Raw genomic sequence first — 24,295 nt, forward strand, 5'->3', positions numbered from 1 at the left:
ACGCCAGCCTCGACAAGGCCCGCCGGCTGCTCTGGCCGGTCAAGCAGAAGTACGGCGACCAGATCTCCTGGGCCGACCTGCTGGTCCTGGCCGGCAACGTGGCCTACGAGTCGATGGGCTTCAAGACCTTCGGCTTCGCGTTCGGCCGCGAAGACGTCTGGGAGCCGGAGGAGATCTTCTGGGGTCCCGAGGACACCTGGCTGGGCGACGAGCGCTACAGCGGCGACCGTGAGCTCGGCGAGTCGCTCGGCGCGGTCCAGATGGGCCTCATCTACGTCAACCCGGAGGGCCCCAACGGTCACCCGGAGGCGCTCGCTTCGGCCCGCGACATCCGCGAGACGTTCGGCCGCATGGCGATGAACGACGAGGAGACCGTCGCGCTGATCGTCGGCGGCCACACCGTCGGCAAGGCGCACGGCGCCCACAAGGCCGACTTCCTGGGTGCCGAGCCCGAGGGCGCGCCGATCGAGCAGCAGGGCCTGGGCTGGAAGAACCCGACCGGCGCCGGCGTCGGTGCCGACGCGGTCACCAGCGGCCTCGAGGGCGCGTGGACCAGCGCGCCGACCACGTGGGACAACGGCTTCCTCGACAACCTGTTCGGCTACGAGTGGGAGCTCACCGAGAGCCCGGCCGGCGCCAAGCAGTGGAAGCCGAAGGACGGCGCGGCGGCCGACGCGGTGCCGGACGCCCACGTCCCCGGCAAGCGGGTCGCCCCGATGATGCTGACCTCCGACCTCGCGCTCAAGGTGGACCCGATCTACGAGCCCATCGCGCGGCGCTTCTGGGAGCACCCGGAGGAGCTCGAGGCGGCGTTCGCCAAGGCCTGGTTCAAGCTGCTCCACCGCGACATGGGCCCGGTCTCGCGCTACCTGGGCCCGTGGGTCCCGTCCGAGGTCCAGATCTGGCAGGACCCGGTTCCCGCCGTCGACCACGAGCTGGTCGACGCCGACGACGTGGCCGCCCTCAAGGCCAAGGTCCTCGAGGCCGGCCTGACCGTCTCCCAGCTGGTCTCGACCGCCTGGGCGTCGGCGGCCAGCTTCCGCGGCACCGACAAGCGGGGCGGCGCCAACGGCGCCCGCATCCGGCTCACGCCGCAGAAGGACTGGGAGGCCAACAACCCGGCCGAGCTGGCCGTCGTGCTGGGCAAGCTCGAGCAGGTGCAGCAGGAGTTCAACGCCGCCCAGACCAGCAAGAAGATCTCGCTGGCCGACCTGATCGTGCTGGCCGGCGGCGCCGCGGTCGAGAAGGCCGCCCGCGACGCGGGTGTCGAGATCACGGTGCCGTTCGCGCCGGGCCGCACCGACGCGACCCAGGAGCAGACCGAGGTCGACTCGTTCGCGTTCCTCGAGCCGCGGGCCGACGGCTTCCGCAACTACCTGCGGGCGGGCGAGAAGCTGTCGCCCGAGACGCTGCTGCTCGACCGGGCATACATGCTCACGCTGAGCGCCCCCGAGATGACGGTGCTGATCGGCGGCCTGCGGGCCCTCGGCTCCGACTTCGGCCGCTCCAAGCACGGCGTCTTCACCTCCCGCCCGGGCGCGCTGACGAACGACTTCTTCGTCAACCTGCTCGACATGGGCACCGAGTGGAAGACGGCGACCGACAACGAGAACGAATACGTCGGCACCGACCGCGCCACCGGCGAGGCCAAGTTCACCGCCACCGCGGTCGACCTGGTCTTCGGATCGCACTCCCAGCTGCGCGCCCTGTCCGAGGTCTACGCCGCGCAGAACGCGCAGGCCCGCTTCGTCCGCGACTTCGTGGCGGCGTGGGACAAGGTCATGACCCTCGACCGGTTCGACCTGGCCTGATTGTGCTGTGAGAAGGCCGGCCGCTGTTCAGCGGCCGGCCTTTCTCATGCTCAGGACTGCTGGTTGGGTTCGCCCGGCTGTCGGTCGGGTTCTGCCCGAGCGATGACCATGCCGACTGCTCGCGCGAGGCCGCCGCCCGCGCCGGCCGGAACTGCTGTGACTGTGGAGCCGTGCCCATTGACCATCAACCTGGGGCCGACCGAGATCGTGCTGGTCCGTCACGCCCGGTCCGTCCCGCCGACCGCCGGCGGTCCGGACGAATTCACCCGCCCGCTGACGCCGGACGGGCTGCGGCAGGCGGACGGGTTGGTGGCCGTGCTCAAGCTGGGCAGACCCCTCCTCCGCACGGCCCGGAGGGGAAAGCCTCGACCAGCTCCGCACCCGCGCGGTCGACGCCGTGCGGTTGCTCGCGAACCGCAATCGCGGCCGGCTCCTTCTCGTCGCCGGTCACGGCACGTTCATCGCGCAGGCGCTGTCCGGCTTCGGCCGGCCGATCGACCAGGCTGCCTGGCAGCGCATGCCGATGCCAGCGATCTACCGCCTTCGCTTCACCGACGTGACCACCAACCCCGAGCTGTCCGAGATCACGTAACCGCCTCGCTGCACGCGACCAGCCCGGGCCCGGCCGGGCGGCGCCGCATGGTGGTTCGCGCGGACGGTGACCTGGCTGGCTGACCCTCCTCGATCGAGCCGCAGATGTCCGGCTGCCGGCGCATCGCGCCGGGTTCAGGAGCGCGCGTCGTCGAACAGGTCGCTGAATGCCTCGATCGAGTAGTCGCGGTCGTCGCTGTTGACGTTGACGGCGACTACCCGCTCGCCGTCGCGGGTTCCGGCGGCGACGGTGAACGACCCGTGGATCATGCCGTTGTGGCCCCAGACGGTCAGGCCGTTGGACAGCGGCCAGCGCACGATGCCCAGGCCGTAGCTGCTGCCCGGCGCCTCAGTGAGCAACTGCTCCTGCAGATCCGGCGGCAGGAGATGACCGCGCAGCAGCGCGGCGAGGTAACAGGTGAGGTCGGCAAGCGTCGATACCACCCCGCCGGCCGCCCACGCGTAGCCGGCGTTCAACTCGGTCACGTCATGTTGCGTCGCGCCGGGCAGCATCAGCGGGGAGTAATGCCGGGCATGCGGCTCGGGCAGCGCGGTCTGCGATCCTGGCATGTGCGTGCCGGTCAAGCCGAGAGGCCGGACGATCCTGCGGTGCAGCTCCTCGGCGTACGTGTTTCCGGTGACCCGCTCGATCATCTGCCCGGCGAGGATGTAGTTGGTGTTGGAGTACTGCCACGTGGTGCCGGGCGCGGAGGTCGGCGGGTGAGCGAGGGCGAGCGCGACGAGCTCGTCCGGCTGGTAGCCGCGAAACCGGGCGGTAAGGAACGTGGTGCCGGTGAAAGCTTCGACGAAGCCAGGGTCGTCGCCGTAGTCGAAGATGCCGCTGGTGTGGTTGAGCATCCGGCGGCAGCTCTCGTCAAGCTCGACTTGTCCCTCGGCAACCAACTGCAGCAGCACCGTGGCGGTGAACAGCTTGGTGACGCTGCCGATCCGGAAATGCTCGTCCACACTGCGCGGGCGCCCCGTCGTCGTGTCGGCGACGCCGGCCGCACAGCGCTCGAACTCCGGGCCACGTCTCGCCGCGGCGATGACTCCGGGCGCCCCGGCGGCCACGATCCGTTCGAGCTGCTGCCTCATTCGCACGTCCGTCGCGCTATATGTCGACTGATCCCAGAAGTTCCAGTAGGAGTTCGGTATTGTCGACCGCCGCCCGTAGCACCTTGCGGGCTTCGCGGAGCTTGGCCGCTTGACCGGCCAGTCTCGGGACGTCGCCGGCGGCGATCGCTCCCTGGGTCGCCACCATGACGGACAACAGCGCCTGTAAGCCTTCCGCGGCCTGGCCGGCGGCCAGCGGGATCGGATCGGTGGCCTGCTCCGCGGCCATCGCCGGTAGCGGAGCACAGGCACGCCGCACCTGCCACCGAATGAGTTCGACCTGCGCGACGCCGGCAGCGTCGAGCTGTCGCTGCCAGATCGCGTAACGGGCGTCTCTGTTGAGCGGCGCGCGGTCCGCCGCCATAGCCTCGGCTTGCACGGCACCCAGCAGCGCGCTCGCCAACCAGGCCCGATGGGCGGCCGGGCCGCCGAGCTCGTCGATTCCGTTCCCGCGGCGGGCGGCGTCCTCCCCGAGAGCGCCGAGCGCCGCCACCAGCCGATCAACGGCTACGTCATCCGACTCCGTCGACTCCATGCGACGACGATATCGATGTACCGAACAGACATCGACGTCGCTGGCCCGGCCTGGATCGAGACGCGCCGGATCAGTCCAGGGGAGGCTGCTGGGTGAAGCGCTGCCGCAGGTGGTTCAGCGGTGCGATCTGCACGGTCCAGGTGCGGGCCGGGCCGACGACCTCGATGGCCCGGCAGAGCAGGTCGCAGCCGAGCTGGGGGTCGCCCTCGGCGAAGCCGCGATTGATGAAGCTGACCGCTTTCGTGTGGTCGCCCGCCTCGAGGGCGTCGTCGAGCCCGGCGGTCAGGACCGCGGCGAGCGCGGCGTGGAAGCTGTCCGCCTCTTTCTCCCGCGGGGTCTTGCGCAGCGTGGTCGGGGTGGACGTCAAGGTCATCTCGTCTCCTGTGCAGTCGGTCAGCCAGTCGCGCCGCAAGGGCCACATGGCGCCGAGCCGAAGGCGGGCGCCACTGGACGCCGGCCATGCGCCGGTGGTGGCGAACCGGTCCGTCACCCACCCTACGCGTATTTGTGGCGGCGAAACGGCGGGGTTCGGCGGCGGGTGGATGATTCCGTGATACGGTGACCGCGTTGCAGTTTTGGTTTCCACAGACGTTTTTGGCGCCTGACGGGTTATCTGAACCCATCGGGCGCTTTTCGTTTTTCGTGTCGGTTCCGACGCGGGTGATCAACGCGGTGGCACAAGAGTCCGCACAGGGTGGTCTCGAAGAGCTCACAGAGGAGCAGACATGGTTGAGGGCACTGTGAAGTGGTTCAACGGCGACAAGGGCTTCGGCTTCATCAGCCCGGATGGCGGCGGCGCCGACGTCTTTGCCCACTTCTCGGCGATCTCGACGAGCGGTTTCCGCAGTCTTGAGGAAAACCAGCGGGTGGAGTTCGACATCACGCAGGGCCCGAAGGGCCCGCAGGCGTCGGATATTCGCCCGCTCTGATCCACGCTCTGCCACGGCGGCCCGACTGGTTCAGCGGGCCGCCGTTCGGCGTTTTCTCGATTGTCATTTGTTTCAAAAATGAGTCCCGCTAAGGGATGTCTCGTAACTCGATGGTGGCGTGACCGCGTGCTGGTTTGTCGGGGTTCAGCCGGCCAGGGCGATGTTGTGAAGGTGGGCGATTCCGGCTGCGGTAACCGCGAGGGTGCGCCCGGCGCGGCGGTAGTCGCGCAAGATCTTGTAGGTCTTCAGCCGGGCCAGGGCGTGCTCGACACGGGCGCGGATTTTGCGGTGTCCGGCGTTGTAGTCCTGTTTCCAAGCCGGCAGTTCACTGCCGTCGCGGGGTTTGCGGTACGGGATGATCACTTGCGGGTTGCCGCGGTAGCCGCCGTCGGCCATCACCTCCCGCCCCGCGAGTTTCTGATCGATGCCGCTGGTGCGGTAGACGATCGTGTCGTTGCGGTTGCCGGGCTGTGGGTCGCCCAGGGCGATGACCAGTTGGGTGGTGGCGTCGATGGCGACTTGCAGGTTCGCCGAGTAGCGGTAGTTCTTGCTCTGCGCGGCCAGGCGGTGGTCGCGGGTCGGGATCAAGGTGCCGTCGACGATCGCGATCTGGTCTTTCGGGCGGCGCCGGACCGGCGCGAGGGCAAGCAGCGGTCCGAGGGTGTCGATCACCCGGTGGGCGGCGGAGTGCGAGATACCGAACAGCGGGCCGATCTGGCGCATGGTCAGGTTCGTACGCCAGTACACGGCCACCAACAAGACCCGATCCGGCAGGGTGAGCGCCCACTGCCGTCCTGGCCGCCCGTCGGCGATCGTGTCACCACCGCGACGAGCGACCAGCCGTACGAGGCGGTGGAACTGGGCCGGGTGCAACCCGGTGAACGGGTGGATCAACTCTGTACGAGCAGCCGAGAACACCTGCACCCAGACATGATCAACGACCGTCCGAACCAGACGATCACCGGGTTACGAGACATCCCTTAGAGCGGGCTAACCGACGGTGAAACTGAACGTGTAGGGCTTCGCGATCGGCACCCCGTCGGAGACGGCGCTGGTGACCTGAGACACGGTGCCGGAATAGTCGCCGGCCGGCAGCGGAGCGGCCGGGGTCCAGACCAGCGTGCCCGGGTCGGTCTCGGCGACCGTGCCCGCCACCGCTCCCGACGCGCCGGTCACCGTGATCGCACCGGTGTAGTCCGCGCCCGTCGGCTGGATGTCGCGTTCGAACTTCGCGGTCACCGCGTTCGCCGTGGCGGTGGTCGACACCACGAGCGGGTCACGCCAGTACTGGATCGCCTTGTGGCTGTCCGGGATGGTGGCGTTGCCCCAGTCGGTCGAGGTGTCGTCGACCAGCATCGTGTGCGTGATGCCGCCGTCGACGGTGACACTGCGGTTGTTGGTGCCGGTGATCGAGCCCCACTCCTCGACCGTCTCCCAGGTGCCCCGGGTGTATTTGTACTGCAGATCGGTGCCGTCCAAGATGGACACCGTGGCTTCCCAGACGCCGTTGCCCTGATAGGTCATCGGCTGCTTGGCCGGGTCCCACGGGCCGAGCTGGGCGATGCTGCCGGGCACATAGAGCGTCGCGTCGGGCGGTGTGCCGGGCGGCGCCAGAACCCGGAAGGTCACCGCGACCGGGACAATGGGCACGGTGAGTGCGGCGGGCAGGCTCGCCGCGGTGCCATCGGGATTTCTGTACGCGACGTGGGCCACCACACTCGCACTACGGGGCGACGGGCCCGTCGGGACCACGTCGTAGCTCGCGGTGAAGGTGGCTCCCGGGGCGAGGGCCGCCGCGGTGGTCGCCCCGCGCGGCGTCACGACCCAGCCGTCGGGCGCGTCGACCGTGGCCGCCACGTTGGTGATGGTGCCCGGCCCGTTGTTGTGCGCGGTCGTCACCAGCGTGCTCTTCGCGCCCGACTGAAGCCCGTCCGGCGCCGTGAAGTTGACGTCGACTGCCGGTTGCTGCCCGAGCGTCAACGGCGCGCCGTCGTGCACCACGGTCACCGCCCGGTTGGACGCGGTCGCCGGAACGGTCACCGTCAGCAGGTGCCGGGCCCCGTCGTACGTCCAATGCGCCGGCCGCCCGGCGGCCGTGACCACATGGGGTTTCGACACGTCGGCGAAGGCGACCGTGTAGTCGCGGGTCCGCGGCGCGCCCGGGTAGCTGCCGGAGACCGGCCCCACGGTCATCGACGAGAGGCGGCCTTCGTTGTAGCGCACCGGAATCCGCGCGGACTGGCCGGTGCGGTAGCCGAGGCCGTCACCGGCGTCCTCGTACACCTCGGAAACCCCCGGAGCGTGCGGGAACGCGGTCAGCGTGAGCCGCGCGGGGTCCTGGTTGGCGACGTTCGCCGAACCGTCGCCGCGCTGGGCGAGGATCCCGCCCGCCCGCACATAGACCGGCATGTGTGTCGGCGTGGCTGACACCGTCCGGGTCGCCGGGCCGCGGAAGGTCTCGCCGGTGAAGAAGTCGGTCCAGGTGCCGGGCGGGAACCAGACCGATTCGGTGGTCGAGAGCCCGGGCGTGGTGACCGGCGCGACCAGCAGCGAATCCCCGAGCGTGTACTCGGTGTCGTGCTGGTACGCCTGATCCTGCGACGGCCAGGTCAGATAGAGCGCCCGGGTCATCGGCAGGCCGGTGTCGTAGTTCTGGCGGGCGGCCGTGTAGAGATAGGGCACCAGCGACTCGCGCAGCCGCAGGAAGTCGGCCGCCGGGCCGCTGACCGCGCCGGAATACTCCCAGGGCAGCCGGTCGCCGTGGTCGGAGTGCAGGCGCAGGATCGGCTGGAACGCGCCCAGCTGCACCCACCGCAGGTAGAGGTCGTCGCTGAGGTGCTTGCCGGCGAAGCTGCCGATGTCGTGGCTGACGTAGCCCTGTCCGATGCTCGCGCCCTCGGCCGGGGTCATCGCGGCGGCGAAGGCGAGCGTGGCGAACGTGGCCTCGGTGTCGCCGGTGAACTGGACGGTGCTGCGGTGCTCGGCCCACGGCCCGCTCGCGCCGACCGTGGTGTAGGCCGGGAACGACGAGCCGATCCGGGCGAGCGAGAAGCCGCGCAGGCCGCGGGCCTCGCCGTCGCGCCGGTAGAGCTCGTTGGCCCAGCTGTCCGCGGTCAGGCCGGGCATGCTCACGCCGCTGTCGTCGCAGCAGTAGTCGAGCCACCACTGGCGTACGCCGTCCTGCTCGAACGGCTGGTGCAGCTGCTCGTACGCGGCCGCCTGGTCGGGGTCGCTCCAGTCGAACTTGTACGGGTTGGGCGCGAAGCTGTTGGTCGACGGCTGCAGCTTGCCCTTGGCCGTGACCTGCGCGGCGGCGAAGCGAGGGTCATCGCCACTGATCGCCGCGTGGATGTTGAGCGTGAGGTTGATCCCGCGCTTCCGGAGGTCCTTGATGAAGGCGGCCGGATCGGGGAAGAGCGAGCTGTTCCAGTTCCAGCCCGCCCACTGGTTGGGCGCCTTCCAGTCGGTGTCGGCGACCAGCGAGTCGAGCGGCACCCGGTGCTGCTCGAAGGCGGGCAGCAGCGACGTCTCGTAGTCGTTGGTGCTGTACGCGTTGTACTTCGAGAACCACGTGCCGAACGCCCACTCCGGCGGCAGCACGCTCGGCCCGGTCAGCGTCCGCAGATCCTTGAGCGCCTGCGCGTAGTCGTGGCCGTAACCGAACAGGTAACCGTCCTGATAGGCGCCCGTCCGCGCGGGTCGCGGGGTGACCCAGTCGTCGCCGGTCCGCACGGCGGTGGCGGTGTCGTCGAGCAGGTACCAGCCGTCCTTGTCGAGCAGCCCCGGGTGCAGATTGAGCTGGTCGACCGGCCCGGCCTGGCCGGCGTAGTAGTCGAGCCCGCGGTACCACCCGCCGAGCGTGTTGCCGGGCTGCACGCCGAAGCCGGGGTGGATCTTCGTGGCGCCGAGATCGAGTGTCGTGTTGGCCGTGGTGACCGGGCCGCTGTCCAGTTGGTAGTGCAGGGTGACCTTCTGGGTGCGGACTTCCAGCTCGCCGCCGCGCGTGCTGGCCCGGAACCAGGTCCGGCCCGGCTTCCGGTCGACCGCGTTGAACGTCGCCCGATCCTCGAAGTGGTCGTCGGCGGCGTATTCCAGCCGCAGCATCGTCGGGCTGAGCACCTGCACCCGCAGGTGGCCGGCCTGGACGGTCTGTCCCTTGACGTCGGCCGGTTTGGGCGCGGCGAGCGCCGCACCCGGGGTGGTGGCCAGCCCCAGCAGAACGGTGGCAAGCACGGAGAGCCTGCGGAGAGACACGACGCCCCCTCGGATCGCGTAACACACCCGACACGTAGCGTCGTTCAGCTTTGGGGGCGCCGATCCGCCTGTCAATAGGCCCGCATCGATACTGGCCAGTCAGCCCATCTAGGAGGCGTCCACGACGGTCGTCGCCGTCGTCGTGCCGGGCAGGTCGATCTGGACGGCCACCGTGGAGGACGTGAAGATGCCCGGAGTGGTCGCCTTGCAGAAGTCATCGGCCGGCGGGGAGGGCAGGGGGCTGAGGAAGGGGCTGCGCTCGAACACGACCATCACGTCCAGCGTGGTGGCCCGCTCCTCGGCCACCACGGCCGCCGCCTCGCAGCCGGCAGCCGCGTTGACGACCATCGTCAGCGTGCCCGGGCCGAACACCGACCGCTCGATCTTCTCGGCGGTCGGCCCGGCGCTTGCCGGGACGCCGGCGTCGGCCACGGCCGGCGGATGGTCGACCCAGAGGATCGGAACGTGGTTCTGGGCCAGGTCGACCTGCTGGCCGCCGAGCACCTTCGTGTCGCGGTCCCGGTCGGTGATGCCCTGCTGCCGGTCGGAGTGGCCGAGCGCCACCCCGACGACGAGGATGCCCCAGGTGAGCACGACGGCGGCGACGGCCCACCCGAACCAGGCCCCGTCCCGGCCCACCCCGACCGCGAACCAGAGCGCGAACGCCGCGAACCCGGCGTCCGGGATGAAGATCGAGACGACGCCGAGCGACATCGCCGGGTTCGCCAGCCAGACCAGGCCGAACAGGCCCGTGAAGGCGACCGCCTCGGCCAGCCACATGCCCCGCCACCGGCGCCCGGCCCGCACCGCCAGCACCAGGCACGTGATCACCCAGGCCGCGTTGACCACGAGGAAGAAGATCGTCCATCCGTCCACATGGTCGATCTTGGACGATCAGAAGGCTCCGGCATAGGCGTTGAGCGCCGGTTGGCCGCCGAGATGGGCATAGAGCACGGTGGAATCGGTGGGGATGTCCCGGTTGGTGACCAGATCGATCAGGCCGGCCATCGACTTCCCCTCGTACACCGGGTCGATGATCATGCCCTCGAGCGAGCCGGTCAGGCGGATCGCGTCGATCGTGGACGCCACCGGGATGCCGTAGAGATCGCCGGCCCAGCCGTCGAGCACGGTGATCTCGTCGTCCCGCGGCTCGGGCCCCCCGATCAGCGCGCTGGTGTGCCGGGCGATCCGCTCGACCTGGGCGCGGGTCTTCTCGATGGTCGCCGAGGCGTCGATGCCGATCACGCGCCGGTTCTGCCCCGCGAAACCGGCGATCATGCCGGCGTGGGTCGAGCCGGTCACCGTGCAGACCACGATCGTGTCGAAGAACACCCCGAGCTCCTGCTCCTGCTGCTCGACCTCGCGGGCCCACTGCGCAAACCCCAGGCCACCCAGGCGGTGCTCGGAGGCGCCGGCCGGGATTCCGTACGGCGTGCCACCGGCCGCCCGCACGTCCTCCATCGCCTGCTCCCACGAGTCGCGCAGGCCGATGTCGAAGCCGGACGGGTCGAGGCGTACGTCCGCGCCCATGATCCGCGACAGCAGGATGTTGCCGACCTTGTCGTTGACCACGTCCGGCCAGTCGACCCACTTCTCCTGCACGAGCCGGGCCTTCAGGCCGAGCCTGGCCGCCACGGCCGCGACCTGCCGGGTGTGGTTGGACTGGTAGCCGCCGATCGACACCAGCGTGTCGGCGCCGCTGGCCAGGATGTCCGGCACGATGTATTCGAGCTTGCGGGTCTTGTTACCGCCGTACGCCAGCCCGGAGTTGCAGTCCTCCCGTTTGGCCCAGATCCGGGCGCCGCCGAGGTGCGCGGTCAGCCGGTCGAGCCGGTGCACCGGGCTGGGCCCGAACAGCAGCGGATAGCGGTCGAAATCGTCGAGCGACATGTGGTCCTCATTCCAGTACGGGTCGCAGCGTGAGCCAGTTGGCACGGACGACGGCGGCCGCGCCTTCGGTGTCGCCGGCCCGGGCCAGTTCCACGATCGAACGATGCTGGGCGACCGAGGACCGCCCGGCGAGCGCGCCGAACCGGGCCCGCTCCATGCGCCGCAGCAGCGGCGTCACGTCGTCGAGGATCGCGGCGGCCATGCGGTTGCCGGCCAGCTCGACGAACACCCGGTGGAACGCGTCGTCGGCCGCGATCGCGGCGTCGACGTCCCCGCGGCCGAGCGCGTCCTGGAAGCTCGCGTTGGCCCGGTCCATCGCGGCCGCGTGCTCCTCGGTCAGCAGCGGCACCGCCGCGCGGGCCGCCAGCTCGTGCATGCTCGCCGCGACCGCCTGCGCCTCGACGGCCGCGCGGGCGTCGAGCGGGGCGACGACCGTGCGCAGGCCGGGCTGGATCTGCACCAGGCCGGTCTTCTCCAAGTGGGCCAGGGCCTCGCGCACCGGCGTGCGGCTGACGCCGAGCCAGGCGCACAGCTCGGTGTCGACCAGCTTCTCGCCGGGCGTGAGCGTGCCGTCGACGATCGCGGCGCGCAGGGCGTGGAAGGCGTGCTCCCGCAGCAGGGTGCGGTTTGGGGGAGCGCTGGGCGAGGGGACCGGCATGCCGCATACGATATGCGATATATCGCAAGACGCAAGACCCCACATGGCCGGTCGGCCTCCGAACCGACCGGCCATCCCCCGTACGCCCGCAGGCGCGTCCTGCCGGTCGTGGGAGTTCCGGCCCGCCCGGCCACACCCGGACGTGACCTCGCTCCCCGTGACCGGCAGGACACGCCCTGAACGGTAGGGAGCGTCGCGGGGCCCCGGAAGGCGCTTCGGTTGAGGCCGAATTGCTTGACACCTCTCGATAGGCTGCGCACGCGAGGTGGGGAGCAGGGCATGTGGCGTCTCGAACTGCAGCCGCAAGATCTTTTGACCGCCCGCTTCGAGACCCGGCCCGGTCCGATGGACGACATCATGGCCGCCGGGCGGGCGCTGCGCAGCCGGCGCATTCCCTGGCTCGCCGACTGGCACCGGGCGGTGGTGCCCCGGCTGCCCGCCTCCAGCGGCATCGTCCTGGCGCTCCTGCCGCCGACCGGCCCGGCGTTCGACTTCGAGGTGCCACCCGCGCACACCCTCGACGACGCCATGGAGTGGATCCTGAGCCGGCCCCGAGCCGACCTCGCCTCGTACGCCGGGCATTTCGTCGAGTCCGGGCCGATGCCGGCCCAGGTCCGAGGCGTCGCCGACGGCCGCCCGGCCGCCCTGGAGGAGGTCAGCGCCGGCATGCGGTCGCTGCACGCGGTGGCGATCGAGCCCTACCGGCCCCAGGTCGAGCTGGTGCGCGACGCCGACGTGGCGTCCCGCTCCCAGCAGAGCGCCACGCAGGGCCTCGCCGCCGCGATCAACGGCCTGCACCCGTCCCTCCGCCTGCGCGGCATGACGCTGGAGCTCGACCGCCCCTTCGACCACACGGTCCGGTCGGGCGGCCACGGCCTGACCTTCGTCCCGTCACCGTGGCTGCGCGACGAGGTGCGCGTGCAGTGGGCCGACGACCAGCCGACGGTCCTCGCCTACCCGGCGCTGGTCCCGCTGGTCACGCGTCATCCGCCCGCCGGCCCGTCGTCGCTGGGCCGGTTGCTGGGCGAGACCCGGGCGCGCCTGATGGCCGCGCTGGCCGGCGACCGGGCCCCCGGCACGATGGCCCTGGCCGCCGAGATCCGGATCAGCCCGGCCACCGCCTCCGAACACCTGGCGGTGCTGCGCGCCGCCCGCCTGGTCGTCACCGACCGGGGCCGCGGCGGAGCGACCCACCGGCTCACCGCGGCCGGCCGCCAGCTGCTCGCCCTCAACCTCGGCTGACCCCGGCCGCCCGCTCCGCCGCGGCTCCTCCGGCCCCGCAGGCGGGTCCTAGTAGGGCTTTGTCACGTTCGGGTGGTCGATGGTGACAGGGGTTGGTTGATGTTGGTGTCGTGGGTTGATGGACGTCGCCGAGGTGCAGCAGCTGGCCGATGGCCTGGACGAGTTCGTCGGAGATGTGTTCGCGTCTTTGACCAGGTCTGGGTGGCAGGGTCGGGCCACCGATCATCTGCGTGGGTTGATGTTGGATGGGCAGCGTAAGTCGATCCAGCCGATGGCGGCCCGGCTTGCCGGGCCGAACGAGCAGGCGTTGAACCATTTCGTCACGAACAGCCCGTGGGATGCCGCCGGGGTGCGGCGGCGGCTGGCGGCCCGGACGTGACTGGACGCCGACGCCGGGCGGCGATGCCTGAGGATGCGGTGCATCACGAGAAATGGCGACTCGCGCTGGACATGATCGACGAGACGGTGTCGTGAGGGCTGACCCCGCCGTTGATCGTCGCGGACGCCGGATACGGCGACGCGGCCGAGTTCCGGCAAGCACTCGGGGATCGGACGATGACCTACGTGGTCGGGGTGAACAGCGCCCACACCGCGTTCACGATCGACACCAAGCGCACGGCGCCGCCTTATAAGGGTGCCGGCCGGCCGGCGCTGATCTATCGTCAGGCCGCACCCAGCCTGAAAACCCTGTCCTGGCCGCCGGGCGCGGCGCGGCCCGCCGGATCCGATGGCGGCCCGGTTCACGCCGCCGCGCGGGCCGGATCCAGGTGTTGCACGGCACGTTCGTGTTCCTGCGGGTGCGCCCGGCCAGTTGGACACACCGCCGCGCCGCCGGGTTCGGTGACCTGCCGATCCGCTGGCTGATATGGCAAGGCTGGCACCACCACACCACCCTGGTCTCGGCCGCGCACGGCTTCCTCACCCTGCAACGCCTGGACCCAAAAACCCGTGCGCCGCAATGTCCCTCTACGCCGTACTCCGACGCCTGCAAGCCGTTCTGGCCCGCCTCATCGGCATCTGCCCGACCTGCCACACCCACTTCCCGCAACACCTTCAACGAGCCGGAAGAGGACCATGACAAAGCCCTACTAGGGAGTCCACTCCGGATCGCGGCCGATGAAGCCCAGCAGCCGGGTCTGCGCGTCCGCGTCGTCCTTCACCGTGACCCTCGGGCCGTACTGCCCGGAGGACCGGATGAGCTCCTCCATCGGCTCCATCCCGGCCAGCATCCGGGCGCAGAAGTCCGGGTCGAGGCGGTCGTCCTGGCCGGTGGCCCGGGCCAGGTCCCAGGTGTGCATGAACACGTCGGCGGTATAGAACTGGTCGATCGCCCGGTCCAGCGGCAGCTCGCCGATGTGCGGGTTGGTGAGCCGCCGGCCGGCGGTGGCCGGGTCGTCGAGCAGCGCCTGCACGGCGTCGCAGTGCGCCTGCCACGCTCCGGCCGGGTCGTCGTCGACCGGCGGGCCGGCCGGCAGCTCGACGCCGGAGCCGGCCCGCAGGAACGGCGGGAACCACTCCACGAGGTGGCGCACCACGTCGCGGGCGGTCCACGCCGCGACCGGGGACGGCACGTCCCACGACCGGGTGCCCTGGACGCGGTCGGTGAAGTCCCGGCCGATCTGCCGGTGCCGTTCGGCGGGAAGGTCAGACAGTGCCATGGGTGATCAGCTCCTCCAGTTTGGCGTGGCCCTCGTTGACCCCGACCTCCATGCCGCTCCGCAGCCACCCGTCGCGGGTCTCGAAGCTGTCGACCAGCGACTGGGTGCGCAGCCGGGTGCGGCCGGCGCCGAGGTCTTCGAACCACAGTGTCTCCAGGGCCACGCCGTCCGGGTCGCCCTCGTAGGTGAACGTCCGCACGATGCGGTCCGGCCGGATCTCGTGGAAGCAGCCGCGGAACGCGAACTCCGCACCCTCGCGCGAGGACACGTACCGGAAGCTGCCGCCGGAGCGGGCGTCCCACTGGTCGATGCGCGTCTCCAGCGAGTTCGGCCCGTTCCACCGCACGAACAGCGCCGGGTCGGTGTGCGCCCGGAGCAGCTGCCCGGGCGTGGCCGCGAAGTCGCGGGTCAGGCGGATGATCGGCACCGCCGGATCGGCTTCGATCGTGGTTTCGGCCGTGGTGCTCACGCCGCACTTCCCTCCTGCTGCTCGTTCATCTCGGCCAGGATGGCGTCGAGGCGGCGGTGGCGCTCCTCGGCCTGGCGCCGGTAGCGCTCGATCCAGCTGTCCATCAGGTCGAAGATCTCGGCGTCCAGCCGCACCGGGCGGGGCTGCGGCCCCGGCGGCCGGCTGACCACCCCGGCCTCCTCGAGCACCTTGAGGTGTTTGTAGACCGCCTGGAGCGACATCGGGTAGGGCTCGGCGAGCTGGTTGACGGTCGCGTCACCGGCCGCGAGGCGGCTCACCATGTCGCGCCGGGTCGGATCGGCGAGCGCCGAGAACACCCGGGACAGCGCGTCTGCCGCCATCGCCACCCACCCTTTCAACCTCTCGGTTGAACAGCACCGTAGCCCGCGTCCGGGACGGCGTCAACCGCTCGGTTGAAAGCGCGGGCTAGTCGCGGGTCCCGCGGAAGAAGACGCGGACCAGGACGCGCAGGCCCAGCACGAACGCGACGAACAGCAGGACGTAGCCGAGGAAGGCGTACAGCGGGAGCGTCGGCGTCAGTCGCGGGCCGGCCGTGCTGGTCAGCAGGAGGATGGCGCCCAGCGTGGCCGCCGCGGCCAGGATGGTCAGCATCAGCTGCTGGGCCAGGCCGGTGATGAACTGGCGGTCGCGGCGGTCGGCCAGGGCCCGCACCTGAACGGTGAACCGGCCCTGCTCCGCGTCCTCGACGATCTTGTTGAGGCGCTGCGGCAGGCGCTGCAGGATCGGCAGCAGGCTCGCCAACTGGCCTTCGAGGGTCTGGCGGACGGCGGCCGGTTCGAAGGCGTCGCGCATCAGGTCGCCGCCCGCCTCCTGGGCCGCGGCGAGCATGTCGAAGCCGGGGCTGAGCAGCGTGAGGGTGCCCTCCAACGAGCCCATGGCCCGGAACGCGGCCGCGACCTGGGCCGGCACCGCGAACCGGTGCAGCACGACCAGGCGGAACAGGGCGGTGAAAACGCCCGCCGCGCCCGCCGCGCCGGCCCGGTAGCGGACCATCAGCTCGCCGACGTCGCGTTCCAGGGCCCGCTGGTCGAGCTCGTCCGGGCGGCCCAGCAGCTCGACCAGGGACGAGGCGGCGGCGATCGGGTCGTCGCGTTCGATCGCGTACAGCAGGAGGCCGAGCGCCGAGCGGGCGGTCCGGTCGAGGCGGCCGACCGAGCCGAAGTCGAGCAGGCCGACCGTCCCGTCCGGACCGATCAGCACGTTGCCGGGATGCAGGTCGGCGTGGAACACCCCGGTGACGACGATCTGGTGGAGCACCGAGCCGAGCAGGTCGGCCGCCAGACGACGCCGGTCCTCGGCGGCGAGACCGGTGAAGCCGCCGGGAGCCGACGGGAGACGGGACATCACCAGAACGGTCGGCGACGACAGCTCGGGAAAGGTGCGCGGCACGACGATCCGGTCGGACGGGCGGAGACCGGCCGCCACCGCCTGGGTGTTCTCCAGCTCGACCGTGTAGTCGAGCTCCTCGCGCAGCGACGCCGCGAACCCCTCGGCCAGCCGGTGCACGCCCAGCGAACGGCCCCACCCCGTCGTCCGGTCGAGCCGCGAACCCAGGCGCACGATGATGTCGAGATCGGCGGCGATCTGGCGGCGGGCGGCCGGGCGCTGCACCTTCACGACCACGTCCGTACCGTCCAGCAAGCGGGCCGAATGCACCTGGCCGACCGACGCCGCGGCCAGCGGAACCGGCTCGATCGAGGCGAAGACCTCGCCGACCGGGCGGCCGAGACCGTCGGCGATGGCCTTCTCGATCTGCGCCCAGGGCGCCGGTTCGGCCTGGCTCTGCAACTTGCTCAGCTCGCCGACCAGCGCCGGTGGCAGCAGATCGCGCCGGGTGGAGAGGGTCTGGCCGAGCTTGACGAACGCGACCCCGCCGTCCTCCAGGGCCCGGCGCAGCGCGACCGCGGTCCGCCCCAGGCCGGGGTCGGCCGGCTGCCGACCCGGGCGCAGGAACCGGCCCAGCCCGTGCCGGACCGCGATCCCGACGATCACCGTGTAGCGCCGGGTGCGCCGCCGCTGCCCGCGCCAGTTGCGCACCAGCGTGACCAGGCCGGGGACGGTGCCGGTGGGCAGGATCGCCTCGAGGACGACCAGCGCGGCCAGGCCGAGGGTGAAGATCCAGGCGATTGTGAGGACGACGAGCAGGACCGCGGCGGCCGAGTCACCGACCAGGCGGTCGCCGGCGAGCAGGCCCGAGCGGTCGCCGACGAACCCCAGGACCGACGGGCTGACCGCGACCAGCAGCAGTCCGAACACGACCGACCGCCACCAGCCGACCGGCACGCCGAGAACGCGCCGGGCCAGCCCGGCCAGCACCAGCACCGAAACCACCCAGAACAGGACCGCGACCAGGCCGTTCACCAGCGCCATCAATGCCCCCGAGGCTCGTTCGGAGCCTCACGATATCGGGGCCGGTCAGCGCGCGAGGACCAGCGCGAGGGGCCCGGTGCGGGTCTTCTTCGCCTCGTACATCGCGGCATCGGCCCGGGCGACCAGGTCGTCGGGGCCGGCGCCGCCCGGGGGCGACCAGGCGACACCGACGCTGACCTGGGGCAACAGGACGTGGCCGTCGACCTCGACCGGGCTGCCGTCGAGCGCGGCGAGCAGGTCGGCGCCGATCTGCCGGGCCTGGTCGGTGCCGGCGACGTCGCGGCAGATCACCAGGAACTCGTCACCACCGATGCGGCCGACCACACCGGACGCGCCGACGGCCAGTCTCAGGCGGGACGCCACGTGGGTGAGCAGCCGGTCGCCGGCGGCGTGGCCGTACCGGTCGTTGACCTGCTTGAAGCCGTTGAGGTCGCAGAAGACGGCCGCGGTTCCGGCGTGCCCGTCCAGGTCGCCGGCGGCCAGGACGGCCAGCGTCGCGGCGCGGTTGTGGCAGCCGGTCAGCGGGTCGTAGGTGGCGCGGTGGCGCAGTTCCTCGCGCAGGCGCACGTCCTCGGTGACGTCGGCCAGGCAGATGATCGCACCGGTCACCGCGCCGCCGTCGTCGGTGAGCGCGCGCAGATTGGCCCGGATCCGGCGCACACCGCCGTACTCCAGATCGACATCCTGCCCCGAGGCGAGCACCTCGGCCACCGCGGCCACGATCTCGGCCGGCTGGGCGTCGCCGAGCAGATCGCCGACCCGGGCGCCGACGTGCCCGGTGGCCCGGTCGTTGACGAAGCTGACCCGCCGGTCGGCCCCGATCTGCAGGATGCCCATCGGCAGCGTCTCGGTGAGCCGCCGCATCAGCTGCTCGGCCGCGCGGACCGCCTCCTGGGCCGCCATCTCGTCGGAGATGTCGAGCATCTCGGCCACCACGCCCGGATTCGACGGGTCGGCGAGGTGATTGTGGTTGGTGATCTCGAACCAGACCGCGTGCCCGTCCCGGTGCAGGTGCCGCAGCCGAACCCGGCGGGCCGAGCCGTCCGGGGTCGAGAGCAGATCCATCCAACTGGCGATCGCGCGCTCGTGGTCGTCCGGGTGCACCAGATCGAGGCTCCGGGTGCCGACGAGCTCGCTCGGCGCGTACCCCAGAAGCGGCCCGACCTCGGGCCCGGCGGCGTTGATCACCGCCGTTTGATCCTTGTGCATGGTGACCAGGCGCGGCCGCACCTCCTGGTGCGGGATCAGCGCCGCCTCATGCTCCTCCATGCCGGTGAGCAGCGCGACGAAGACGCCGAGCCGGTGGGTGAGGTCGATGATGTGCAGGCGCACCTGGCGGTCCGGCGCCGCGACCGGGTGGACGAGGCAGTTGGCGACCCCCTCGTTGAGGGCCCGGTGCCACGCGTCGATGACGATCCGCTGGTCGTCCGGCGTCACCAGGCCGAGCGCCGAGCGCGGCCCCTCGATCGGCCGGTGCCCGGTCACGGCCAGCTCGTCCGGCAGGTCGGTGAACAGGCCGGTCGGCGCGACCGCCGCGATGAAGGTGCCGGGGTGCTGCGCCAGGGTCGCCGCGAGCACGGCCTCGCGGCCGGCGGGATCCAGCTTGGGTTCATCGGCCATGGCTCCACGCATCGGCTGGGTGAGGGTCGATCTGAGCTTTCCGCTCCCGCATAATCGAGCCATGCCCGACCGTACGTTTCGTTTCGGTGTGGCGCTGGGTGCCGTCGGGTCCCGCGTCGCGTGGCTCGACAAGGTCCGGACAGCGGCCGACCTCGGTTACGACGTTCTGCAGGTGCCCGACCACATGGGACTGGCCGCGCCCTTCCCGGCCCTGATGGCCGCGGCCGAGGCCGGCACCACGATGCGGGTCGGCACGTTCGTGCTCAACGCCGCGCTCTACCACCCCTGGGTGCTGGCCCGCGACGTCGCCGACACGCACCGGCTCACCGGCGGCCGCTTCGAGCTCGGCCTGGGCACCGGCTACCTCCAGCACGAGTTCGCCGCGGCCGGCGTGCCGTTCGGCTCCGGCGCCACGCGGCTGCGCCACCTGGCCGAGACGGTGCGCGAGGTGCGCGAGCGCCTGGCCGCCGAGCCGGACCGGCCGGACCCGCCGCTCCTGCTGGCCGGTGCCGGACGCCGCCTCCTCGAGCTGGCCGGTCGCGAGGCCGACATCGTCGGCTTCTCCATCCATGCGGCGGTCGAGCCGGGCGTACGGCCGGAGCGCGCCCTCGCCGACCGCATCGCCCTCGTCCGGGCCGCGGCCGGCGACCGTTTCGAAGACCTGGAACTCAACATGATCGTCGGCGCGGTCGGCCGCGACCGGGCCGAGCTCGACCTGACCATCGCCCGGGCCGCGACCGGCCTGCCCGACGACGAGCTGCTCGGGCTGCCGAGCGTGCTGTGCGGCCCGGAGCGCGACCTCGCGGACCGGTTGCGGCACTACCGGTCCGAGTTCGGCATCACCTACTACGGGGTGTTGGAACCCGACATGGCGGCGTTCGCCCGCGTCATTCCGCTGCTGCGCTAGCCGTTGGGACCTCGATAGCACCCGCCGGTGGCGTCGAGGACGTTCGCGGTCAGCCGGCCGCCGCCCTCCGTGGCCAGGAAGATGCTGCGCGAGCACGCGTCGGACTACCCGGCGCTCGCGCTCGCCGATACGACGGTGAAGGTCGCGTCCTCCGGCACCGGGGCCGTGCCGGTCCGGGCCTCGGGACCGGTGACGCCCGCGTAACACCAGGCCCCAGCGCACCCCGGCGACGGACGTCATGGCGGTGACCTGCTCGCTCAGGCAGTCCACGCGGTGTCGACCCACGGCGAGTCCGAGCCGTGCGTCGTGAACCGCAGTCCCACGGGCGAAGGATAGGTCGCTTCGCGCCCGGGCCGGGCGGCCGAGCGGTCGGCTCAGAGGGTGGCGAAGCCTTCCCGCCAGGACGGATATCGCGGGTTCCAGCCCAGCTCCTTGCGGGCGCGCTGGTTGCTGGCACCGCGGGCCCATCCGCGCCGGTCGCCCTCGACGATGGCGGGGGAGGGGAGCCCGACGGCCCGGCGGAGGGCCGGCACCCACGCCGCGGCCGGGGCCGGGTCGTCGTCGCAGACGTTGACGGCACCGGACGGCCAGGACAGGGCGGCGACCGCCGCGGCCGCGGCGTCGTCGACGTGCAGGAGGCTGCTCACGTCGGCGTCGGCGGCGACCATGCCGGCCAGGGCGCCGTCCCGGGCATACCAGGTGCCGGGGCCGTAGAGGGTGCCGTAGCGCAGGACGACCCACTCCGGCACGTCGCGGACCGCCTCCTCGAGGGCGGCCACGCCGGCCACGCTCGTGTGCCGGGGCTCGGGGGCGTCGACGTCGAGCGGCGTGTCCTCGGTCGCCGGTTCGCGGCCCGGCTCATAGGCCCAGGAGATGCTTTGCGCGATGAGGCGGCGTACACCGGAAGCGAGCGCCGCATCGACCAGATTGCGTGTTCCCTCGCGGCGGAGCCACGCGTTGGCGGCGAGGTCGCGGCCGCTGAGGCTGGTCAGCTGATGAATGACCACGTCGGGGTGGATCTCGCCGACCGCGGCGGCCACCGCGTCCCGGTCGAGCACGTCGACCACCCGGTCGGCGCCGGACCGGGCCAGCCCGACCACCTCATGACCTGAATCGGTCAGCAACGGCCCGAGGCGGCGACCGATCACGCCGGTCGAGCCGGCCAGCAGGATGCGCATCACCGCCACCTCCGGTCCTTGCGTTCTTCCAACTCGGCCGCGCTGACCAGGGTGAGCATCTCCTGGCCGGGCGCGCACACCATGACAACCACGAACCTACTGGTGTGCCCGGCCAGATTGTTGGCCGCCTGGTAGTGGATGACGTCGCCGCCGGGCTCCCAGAACGCCTCGCCGGCCTTGATCACGCGCGGCGCCTCACCCTCCAGCTCGAAGGCCATCTCGCCCTCGAGCAGGTAGCCGAACACCGGCCCCGAATGGCGGTGCGGCGGCGAGCCCGGGTCACCCGGCGGCAGCTCGATCATCGCGGTCATGACGTGCGATCCCGCCGGCAACGAGGGCGGGTTGGCCGTGCCCAGAAGCACGATCTCGTTGTTCCCGATCTTCATAGTTCGACCGTAGTCCCGACCGGACCAGATTTTTGGTCCAGTCAGGCCTGGCATCACTGGACCAGTTGGGCGAGCAACTTCAGGGCCTCCGGCCACAAATGCGCTGGTGGCGCCGCATAGCCAAGAATCAGCGCGGCCGCCTTGCCCGCCGGCTCATGCCAGTAGCCGTTGTGGTGGAGACCGGTCAGAACCAGCCCGCGCTGCCGGGCCTCGTCAACCAGTCGCCGCTCGTCGGCCGCCGACTCCAGCGGCAGCAGCGCGTGCATCCCGGCCGCGACGCCCCGCAGCGGCTCGTTGATCGCCGCCGCCAGCTGAGACCGGCGCCGCCGGTAGGCCAGCCGCTGCCGCCGCACGTGCCGGTCGTAATCCCCGCGCACGATCAAATCAGCCATCGCGAGCTGATCCAGAACGGACACCGCCGCCGCCCCGGCCTCAAAGATCACCGCGGCGAGATCCCGGCGCAACGGCGCCGGCACGATCATCCACCCCAGACGTACGCCCGGGGCCAGCGACTTGCTCGTACTCCCCGCATAGACGACCCGCTCCGGGGCGAGCGCCTGCATCGCGCCGACCGGCCGCTGGTCATACCGGAACTCGCCGTCGTAGTCGTCCTCGATCAGGTAGGCGCCGTTCCGGCGAGCCCAGTCGATGAACCGGTAACGCTGCTGAGGCGCCAGCACCACCCCGGTCGGATGCTGGTGAGCGGGCGTGAGCAGGACGGCCTGCCCGGTGGCGCCATCCGGTTCGGCCCCGTGCGGCCCCACCGCGAGCGGGGCCACGGTCAACCCGGCCGCCCGCAGCACCTCCCGGTGCCGAACCAGCCCCGGATCTTCGGCCGCGACCATCCGCGCGCCGCGCCGCCGCAACACCCGCCCGAGCAGCGCAAGCCCGGCGGTAAACCCCGCCGTGATCACGACGGCCTCGGCGTCGGCGCGCACCCCACGCGTACGCGCCACGTAGCCCGCCACGGCCTCCCGCAGCACCGGCAGGCCGGCCGGCTCGGGGTAGTCGAACGCGCTGTTGGGTGCCGTGGCGAGCGCGCGACGCAGGGCGGTGGCCCAGACCGTACGCGGAAACGAGCCGAGATCCGGAATCCCCGGCCGCAACTCGATCGCCGCCCCGGTCCCGGTCCCGGCCCCGGTCCTCGTCCCGGCCTCCCGGCGCAGACCATCCGCTGTGGCCAGCCGCCCGGAGCCGTGCGCCCCTTCGGCATCCGGCCGCCCTCCCAGGCCGTCCGCCACCGCCGGGCGTTGCTGCTCGGGGCCGCGCGGCCCCGCCGAACGCCGCAGTCCGGCCGTTTGCGGCTCGGGATCGGGTGGCGCCGCCGTCCTGTGCTGCCCCGGACGATGCGGCCCATCCGCCTGCGGAGGCCCCGGGTCGCGTGCCGCCGCTGGCCGTTGGTGGCCGGGGCCGCCTGGAGCGTCTGCGTTCTGCTCGCGTGCGTCTCGCCGTCGCGTGGCTGGGCGCCCTGGGTCGAGCGGCAGTGCCGGCGTTTGCTGTCCGGAGTTCTGTGGAGCGCGTGCGCCTTGCCGACCTACGCCGAGCGCCGCCGACCCCGGCCGCCCAGGACCACGTGGCGCGGCGCGTTGCCGCCTCGGAGCATGAGGTGCCTCGGGTCCCCAGCGATCAAGGCCGTGCGACAGTTCGGCCACGCGGGTGGCCGAGCCGGCCGTGGCGACCAGCCAGCCCTCGGCGACCAGTTGCGCATAAGCCTGGACGACCGTGCCCCGCGCCAATCCGAGATCGGCGGCCAGGCTGCGGCTCCCGGGCAGGCGCGAGCCGGCGGACAGCCGCCCGGTGCGGATACTCTCCCGCAGGGCGCCCTCCAGCGCGCGGCCCGGAAACCCGGCCGACCGGTCGAACTCCAAATGCAGGTCGACTGACACCACCGGCCAACAATCTCATTCCCACCCAGCGGCAATCTCTTCTTCCGTGGCCGATCGCGTGCCCCGGCCGATCCCGTGTCCCGGCCGATCCCGTGCCTCCGCCGATCCCGTGCCCCGGCCGATCCGTGCCCCAGCCCGGCTGGTCTCGCGTGCCCCGTCCCGGCTGATCGCGCGCGTGGGCGCGCTGGTCCCGCGGGCCAGGCTTGGCTGGTCTCGCGTGCTCGGCTTGGCCGATCCCGCGCGCTGGTGGGCTGGTCCCGCGCGCCTGGCTTGCCTGATCGCGTGTGCCCTGCCCAGGCGCTCGCGGGTACTCGGCCCGGCTGGTCCCGCGTGCTCGGCCCGGCTGGTCCCGCGCGCTCGACTTCTGATCGCGCGTGCTCGGCCCGGTTGATCCTGCTGCGCCGGTCTGGTCGATTCCGCGTGCCCCAGCCCGGCTGATTGCGTGCCCCGGCTTGGCTGATCGTGCGCGCTGGGCCCACCTGATCGCGCCCAGCTTGGCCGATCGCCTGCACGGCTTGGCTGAAAGCGCGCGCTGGGTCCGGTTGATCCTGCTGCGCCGGTCTGGTCGATTCCGCGTGCCCCAGCCCGGCTGATTGCGTGCCCCGGCTTGGCTGATCGTGTGCGCTGGTCCGGCGGCCGGTTCCGTGCGCCCAGCTTGGCTGATCGCGTGCTGGCCCAGCTGATCGCCTGCTCGACTTGGCTGATCGTGCGTGCTCGGTCCGGCTGATCCTGCGCCGGCCTGGTCGATTCCGCGTGCCCAGCCCGGCTGATCGTGTG

23 protein-coding genes and 3 pseudogenes are annotated in these 24,295 nt (G+C 71.7%); 8 read left to right on the plus strand and 18 right to left on the minus strand.

Features of this window, described 5'->3' with window-relative positions:
* Positions 1 to 1,811, plus strand: a 1,811-nt coding sequence (gene katG / locus AB0M88_RS15470; protein ID WP_364101358.1) for a catalase/peroxidase HPI, incomplete at its 5' end; no start/stop codon positions are given.
* A gap of 325 nt (positions 1,812 to 2,136) precedes the next feature.
* A pseudogene (locus AB0M88_RS15475) lies at positions 2,137 to 2,403 on the plus strand (histidine phosphatase family protein); the annotation flags it as partial.
* 134 nt (positions 2,404 to 2,537) lie between these two features.
* On the opposite strand, the gene AB0M88_RS15480 reads toward AB0M88_RS15475, so the two are convergent.
* The 3 genes from AB0M88_RS15480 to AB0M88_RS15490 all read right to left on the minus strand — a co-directional run bounded on the left by AB0M88_RS15480 (position 2,538) and on the right by AB0M88_RS15490 (position 4,423).
* A complete protein-coding gene (locus tag AB0M88_RS15480) occupies positions 2,538 to 3,497 on the minus strand; it encodes a serine hydrolase domain-containing protein (RefSeq protein ID WP_364101361.1) in 960 nt (319 codons plus the stop codon).
* Positions 3,498 to 3,513: 16 nt separating this feature from the next.
* A complete protein-coding gene (locus AB0M88_RS15485; protein ID WP_364101364.1) occupies positions 3,514 to 4,050 on the minus strand; it encodes a DUF6245 family protein in 537 nt (178 codons plus the stop codon).
* A 70-nt stretch (positions 4,051 to 4,120) separates the two neighbouring features.
* Positions 4,121 to 4,423: a hypothetical protein gene (locus tag AB0M88_RS15490; RefSeq protein ID WP_364101367.1), complete on the minus strand. Its 303-nt coding sequence runs from the start codon at positions 4,421 to 4,423 to the stop codon at positions 4,121 to 4,123.
* Between the two features lie 352 nt (positions 4,424 to 4,775).
* Between AB0M88_RS15490 and AB0M88_RS15495 the strand changes: the two genes are divergently transcribed.
* Complete coding sequence (locus AB0M88_RS15495) at positions 4,776 to 4,979, plus strand: cold-shock protein (protein WP_364101370.1); 204 nt, start codon at positions 4,776 to 4,778, stop codon at positions 4,977 to 4,979.
* A gap of 144 nt (positions 4,980 to 5,123) precedes the next feature.
* Here AB0M88_RS15495 and AB0M88_RS15500 read toward each other — a convergent pair whose 3' ends face one another.
* The 5 genes from AB0M88_RS15500 to AB0M88_RS15520 all read right to left on the minus strand — a co-directional run bounded on the left by AB0M88_RS15500 (position 5,124) and on the right by AB0M88_RS15520 (position 11,781).
* Positions 5,124 to 5,903, minus strand: coding sequence for a transposase family protein (locus tag AB0M88_RS15500; RefSeq protein ID WP_364101373.1), 780 nt, complete (start codon positions 5,901 to 5,903; stop codon positions 5,124 to 5,126).
* Positions 5,904 to 5,969: 66 nt separating this feature from the next.
* Positions 5,970 to 9,233, minus strand: a complete 3,264-nt coding sequence (locus tag AB0M88_RS15505) for a TIM-barrel domain-containing protein (protein ID WP_364101376.1) — start codon at positions 9,231 to 9,233, stop codon at positions 5,970 to 5,972.
* A 108-nt stretch (positions 9,234 to 9,341) separates the two neighbouring features.
* Complete coding sequence (locus AB0M88_RS15510; RefSeq protein ID WP_364101379.1) at positions 9,342 to 10,109, minus strand: hypothetical protein; 768 nt, start codon at positions 10,107 to 10,109, stop codon at positions 9,342 to 9,344.
* An 18-nt stretch (positions 10,110 to 10,127) separates the two neighbouring features.
* Entirely contained in the window at positions 10,128 to 11,123 is a 996-nt protein-coding gene (locus AB0M88_RS15515; RefSeq protein ID WP_364101382.1) for a 1-aminocyclopropane-1-carboxylate deaminase, read from the minus strand.
* A gap of 7 nt (positions 11,124 to 11,130) precedes the next feature.
* Complete coding sequence (locus tag AB0M88_RS15520) at positions 11,131 to 11,781, minus strand: GntR family transcriptional regulator (protein WP_364101385.1); 651 nt, start codon at positions 11,779 to 11,781, stop codon at positions 11,131 to 11,133.
* 279 nt (positions 11,782 to 12,060) lie between these two features.
* Between AB0M88_RS15520 and AB0M88_RS15525 the strand changes: the two genes are divergently transcribed.
* The 3 genes from AB0M88_RS15525 to AB0M88_RS15535 all read left to right on the plus strand — a co-directional run bounded on the left by AB0M88_RS15525 (position 12,061) and on the right by AB0M88_RS15535 (position 13,887).
* A complete protein-coding gene (locus tag AB0M88_RS15525; protein WP_364101388.1) occupies positions 12,061 to 13,023 on the plus strand; it encodes a winged helix-turn-helix domain-containing protein in 963 nt (320 codons plus the stop codon).
* A 118-nt stretch (positions 13,024 to 13,141) separates the two neighbouring features.
* The gene (locus tag AB0M88_RS15530) at positions 13,142 to 13,402 is read left to right on the plus strand and encodes a transposase (RefSeq protein WP_364101391.1); all 261 of its coding nucleotides are present in this window, start codon (positions 13,142 to 13,144) and stop codon (positions 13,400 to 13,402) included.
* Positions 13,403 to 13,512: 110 nt separating this feature from the next.
* Complete coding sequence (locus AB0M88_RS15535; RefSeq protein WP_364101394.1) at positions 13,513 to 13,887, plus strand: transposase; 375 nt, start codon at positions 13,513 to 13,515, stop codon at positions 13,885 to 13,887.
* Between the two features lie 224 nt (positions 13,888 to 14,111).
* Here AB0M88_RS15535 and AB0M88_RS15540 read toward each other — a convergent pair whose 3' ends face one another.
* The 5 genes from AB0M88_RS15540 to AB0M88_RS15560 form a co-directional block, all read right to left on the minus strand.
* A complete protein-coding gene (locus tag AB0M88_RS15540) occupies positions 14,112 to 14,681 on the minus strand; it encodes a TIGR03086 family metal-binding protein (RefSeq protein WP_364101397.1) in 570 nt (189 codons plus the stop codon).
* Positions 14,668 to 15,150, minus strand: coding sequence for an SRPBCC domain-containing protein (locus AB0M88_RS15545; RefSeq protein ID WP_364101400.1), 483 nt, complete (start codon positions 15,148 to 15,150; stop codon positions 14,668 to 14,670). Before AB0M88_RS15545 ends, AB0M88_RS15540 begins: the two co-directional genes overlap by 14 nt.
* On the minus strand, positions 15,147 to 15,491 hold the full coding sequence (locus AB0M88_RS15550) for a metalloregulator ArsR/SmtB family transcription factor (protein ID WP_364101403.1): 345 nt from the start codon (positions 15,489 to 15,491) through the stop codon (positions 15,147 to 15,149). Before AB0M88_RS15550 ends, AB0M88_RS15545 begins: the two co-directional genes overlap by 4 nt.
* 85 nt (positions 15,492 to 15,576) lie before the next feature.
* On the minus strand, positions 15,577 to 17,541 hold the full coding sequence (locus AB0M88_RS15555; RefSeq protein ID WP_364101406.1) for an AarF/UbiB family protein: 1,965 nt from the start codon (positions 17,539 to 17,541) through the stop codon (positions 15,577 to 15,579).
* A gap of 45 nt (positions 17,542 to 17,586) precedes the next feature.
* Positions 17,587 to 19,161 (minus strand): sensor domain-containing diguanylate cyclase, encoded by a 1,575-nt coding sequence (locus AB0M88_RS15560; protein WP_364101409.1) that lies wholly within the window; start codon positions 19,159 to 19,161, stop codon positions 17,587 to 17,589.
* Positions 19,162 to 19,222: 61 nt separating this feature from the next.
* Here AB0M88_RS15560 and AB0M88_RS15565 point away from each other — a divergent pair, with 61 nt between their 5' ends.
* Both AB0M88_RS15565 and AB0M88_RS15570 read left to right on the plus strand, forming a co-directional pair.
* The gene (locus AB0M88_RS15565) at positions 19,223 to 20,068 is read left to right on the plus strand and encodes a TIGR03621 family F420-dependent LLM class oxidoreductase (protein WP_364101412.1); all 846 of its coding nucleotides are present in this window, start codon (positions 19,223 to 19,225) and stop codon (positions 20,066 to 20,068) included.
* A 27-nt stretch (positions 20,069 to 20,095) separates the two neighbouring features.
* On the plus strand, positions 20,096 to 20,272 hold the full coding sequence (locus AB0M88_RS15570; RefSeq protein WP_364101620.1) for a hypothetical protein: 177 nt from the start codon (positions 20,096 to 20,098) through the stop codon (positions 20,270 to 20,272).
* Here the strand turns inward: AB0M88_RS15570 and AB0M88_RS15575 are convergent.
* From AB0M88_RS15575 to AB0M88_RS15595, 5 genes and pseudogenes are all read right to left on the minus strand, one after another.
* Positions 20,206 to 20,391: pseudogene (locus AB0M88_RS15575) on the minus strand (AraC family transcriptional regulator); the annotation flags it as partial. The gene AB0M88_RS15570 and the pseudogene AB0M88_RS15575 sit on opposite strands and share 67 nt — an antisense overlap.
* 51 nt (positions 20,392 to 20,442) lie before the next feature.
* Positions 20,443 to 21,246: an NAD(P)-dependent oxidoreductase gene (locus AB0M88_RS15580; RefSeq protein WP_364101602.1), complete on the minus strand. Its 804-nt coding sequence runs from the start codon at positions 21,244 to 21,246 to the stop codon at positions 20,443 to 20,445.
* Positions 21,246 to 21,632, minus strand: coding sequence for a cupin domain-containing protein (locus tag AB0M88_RS15585; protein WP_364101414.1), 387 nt, complete (start codon positions 21,630 to 21,632; stop codon positions 21,246 to 21,248). Before AB0M88_RS15585 ends, AB0M88_RS15580 begins: the two co-directional genes overlap by 1 nt.
* Positions 21,633 to 21,685: 53 nt before the next feature.
* A complete protein-coding gene (locus AB0M88_RS15590) occupies positions 21,686 to 22,873 on the minus strand; it encodes a PLP-dependent aminotransferase family protein (protein ID WP_364101605.1) in 1,188 nt (395 codons plus the stop codon).
* A gap of 405 nt (positions 22,874 to 23,278) precedes the next feature.
* Positions 23,279 to 23,521, minus strand: a pseudogene (locus AB0M88_RS15595) (winged helix-turn-helix domain-containing protein); the annotation flags it as partial.
* Between the last annotated feature and the right edge of the window lie 774 nt (positions 23,522 to 24,295).

Source organism: Actinoplanes sp. NPDC051411 (assembly GCF_040682075.1).
In the GTDB taxonomy this organism is placed as follows: domain Bacteria; phylum Actinomycetota; class Actinomycetes; order Mycobacteriales; family Micromonosporaceae; genus Actinoplanes.

Excerpts from the sequence above, each read along its gene's own strand:
- AB0M88_RS15480 (WP_364101361.1), bottom strand. The coding sequence starts at position 3,497 with ATGAGGCAGCAGCTCGAACGGATCGTGGCCGCCGGGGCGCCCGGAGTC.
- AB0M88_RS15485 (WP_364101364.1), bottom strand. The coding sequence starts at position 4,050 with ATGGAGTCGACGGAGTCGGATGACGTAGCCGTTGATCGGCTGGTGGCG.
- AB0M88_RS15490 (WP_364101367.1), bottom strand. The coding sequence starts at position 4,423 with ATGACCTTGACGTCCACCCCGACCACGCTGCGCAAGACCCCGCGGGAG.
- AB0M88_RS15495 (WP_364101370.1), top strand. The coding sequence starts at position 4,776 with ATGGTTGAGGGCACTGTGAAGTGGTTCAACGGCGACAAGGGCTTCGGC.
- AB0M88_RS15515 (WP_364101382.1), bottom strand. The coding sequence starts at position 11,123 with ATGTCGCTCGACGATTTCGACCGCTATCCGCTGCTGTTCGGGCCCAGC.
- AB0M88_RS15520 (WP_364101385.1), bottom strand. The coding sequence starts at position 11,781 with ATGCCGGTCCCCTCGCCCAGCGCTCCCCCAAACCGCACCCTGCTGCGG.
- AB0M88_RS15525 (WP_364101388.1), top strand. The coding sequence starts at position 12,061 with ATGTGGCGTCTCGAACTGCAGCCGCAAGATCTTTTGACCGCCCGCTTC.
- AB0M88_RS15530 (WP_364101391.1), top strand. The coding sequence starts at position 13,142 with ATGGACGTCGCCGAGGTGCAGCAGCTGGCCGATGGCCTGGACGAGTTC.
- AB0M88_RS15540 (WP_364101397.1), bottom strand. The coding sequence starts at position 14,681 with ATGGCACTGTCTGACCTTCCCGCCGAACGGCACCGGCAGATCGGCCGG.
- AB0M88_RS15550 (WP_364101403.1), bottom strand. The coding sequence starts at position 15,491 with ATGGCGGCAGACGCGCTGTCCCGGGTGTTCTCGGCGCTCGCCGATCCG.
- AB0M88_RS15555 (WP_364101406.1), bottom strand. The coding sequence starts at position 17,541 with ATGGCGCTGGTGAACGGCCTGGTCGCGGTCCTGTTCTGGGTGGTTTCG.
- AB0M88_RS15560 (WP_364101409.1), bottom strand. The coding sequence starts at position 19,161 with ATGGCCGATGAACCCAAGCTGGATCCCGCCGGCCGCGAGGCCGTGCTC.
- AB0M88_RS15565 (WP_364101412.1), top strand. The coding sequence starts at position 19,223 with ATGCCCGACCGTACGTTTCGTTTCGGTGTGGCGCTGGGTGCCGTCGGG.
- AB0M88_RS15580 (WP_364101602.1), bottom strand. The coding sequence starts at position 21,246 with ATGCGCATCCTGCTGGCCGGCTCGACCGGCGTGATCGGTCGCCGCCTC.
- AB0M88_RS15585 (WP_364101414.1), bottom strand. The coding sequence starts at position 21,632 with ATGAAGATCGGGAACAACGAGATCGTGCTTCTGGGCACGGCCAACCCG.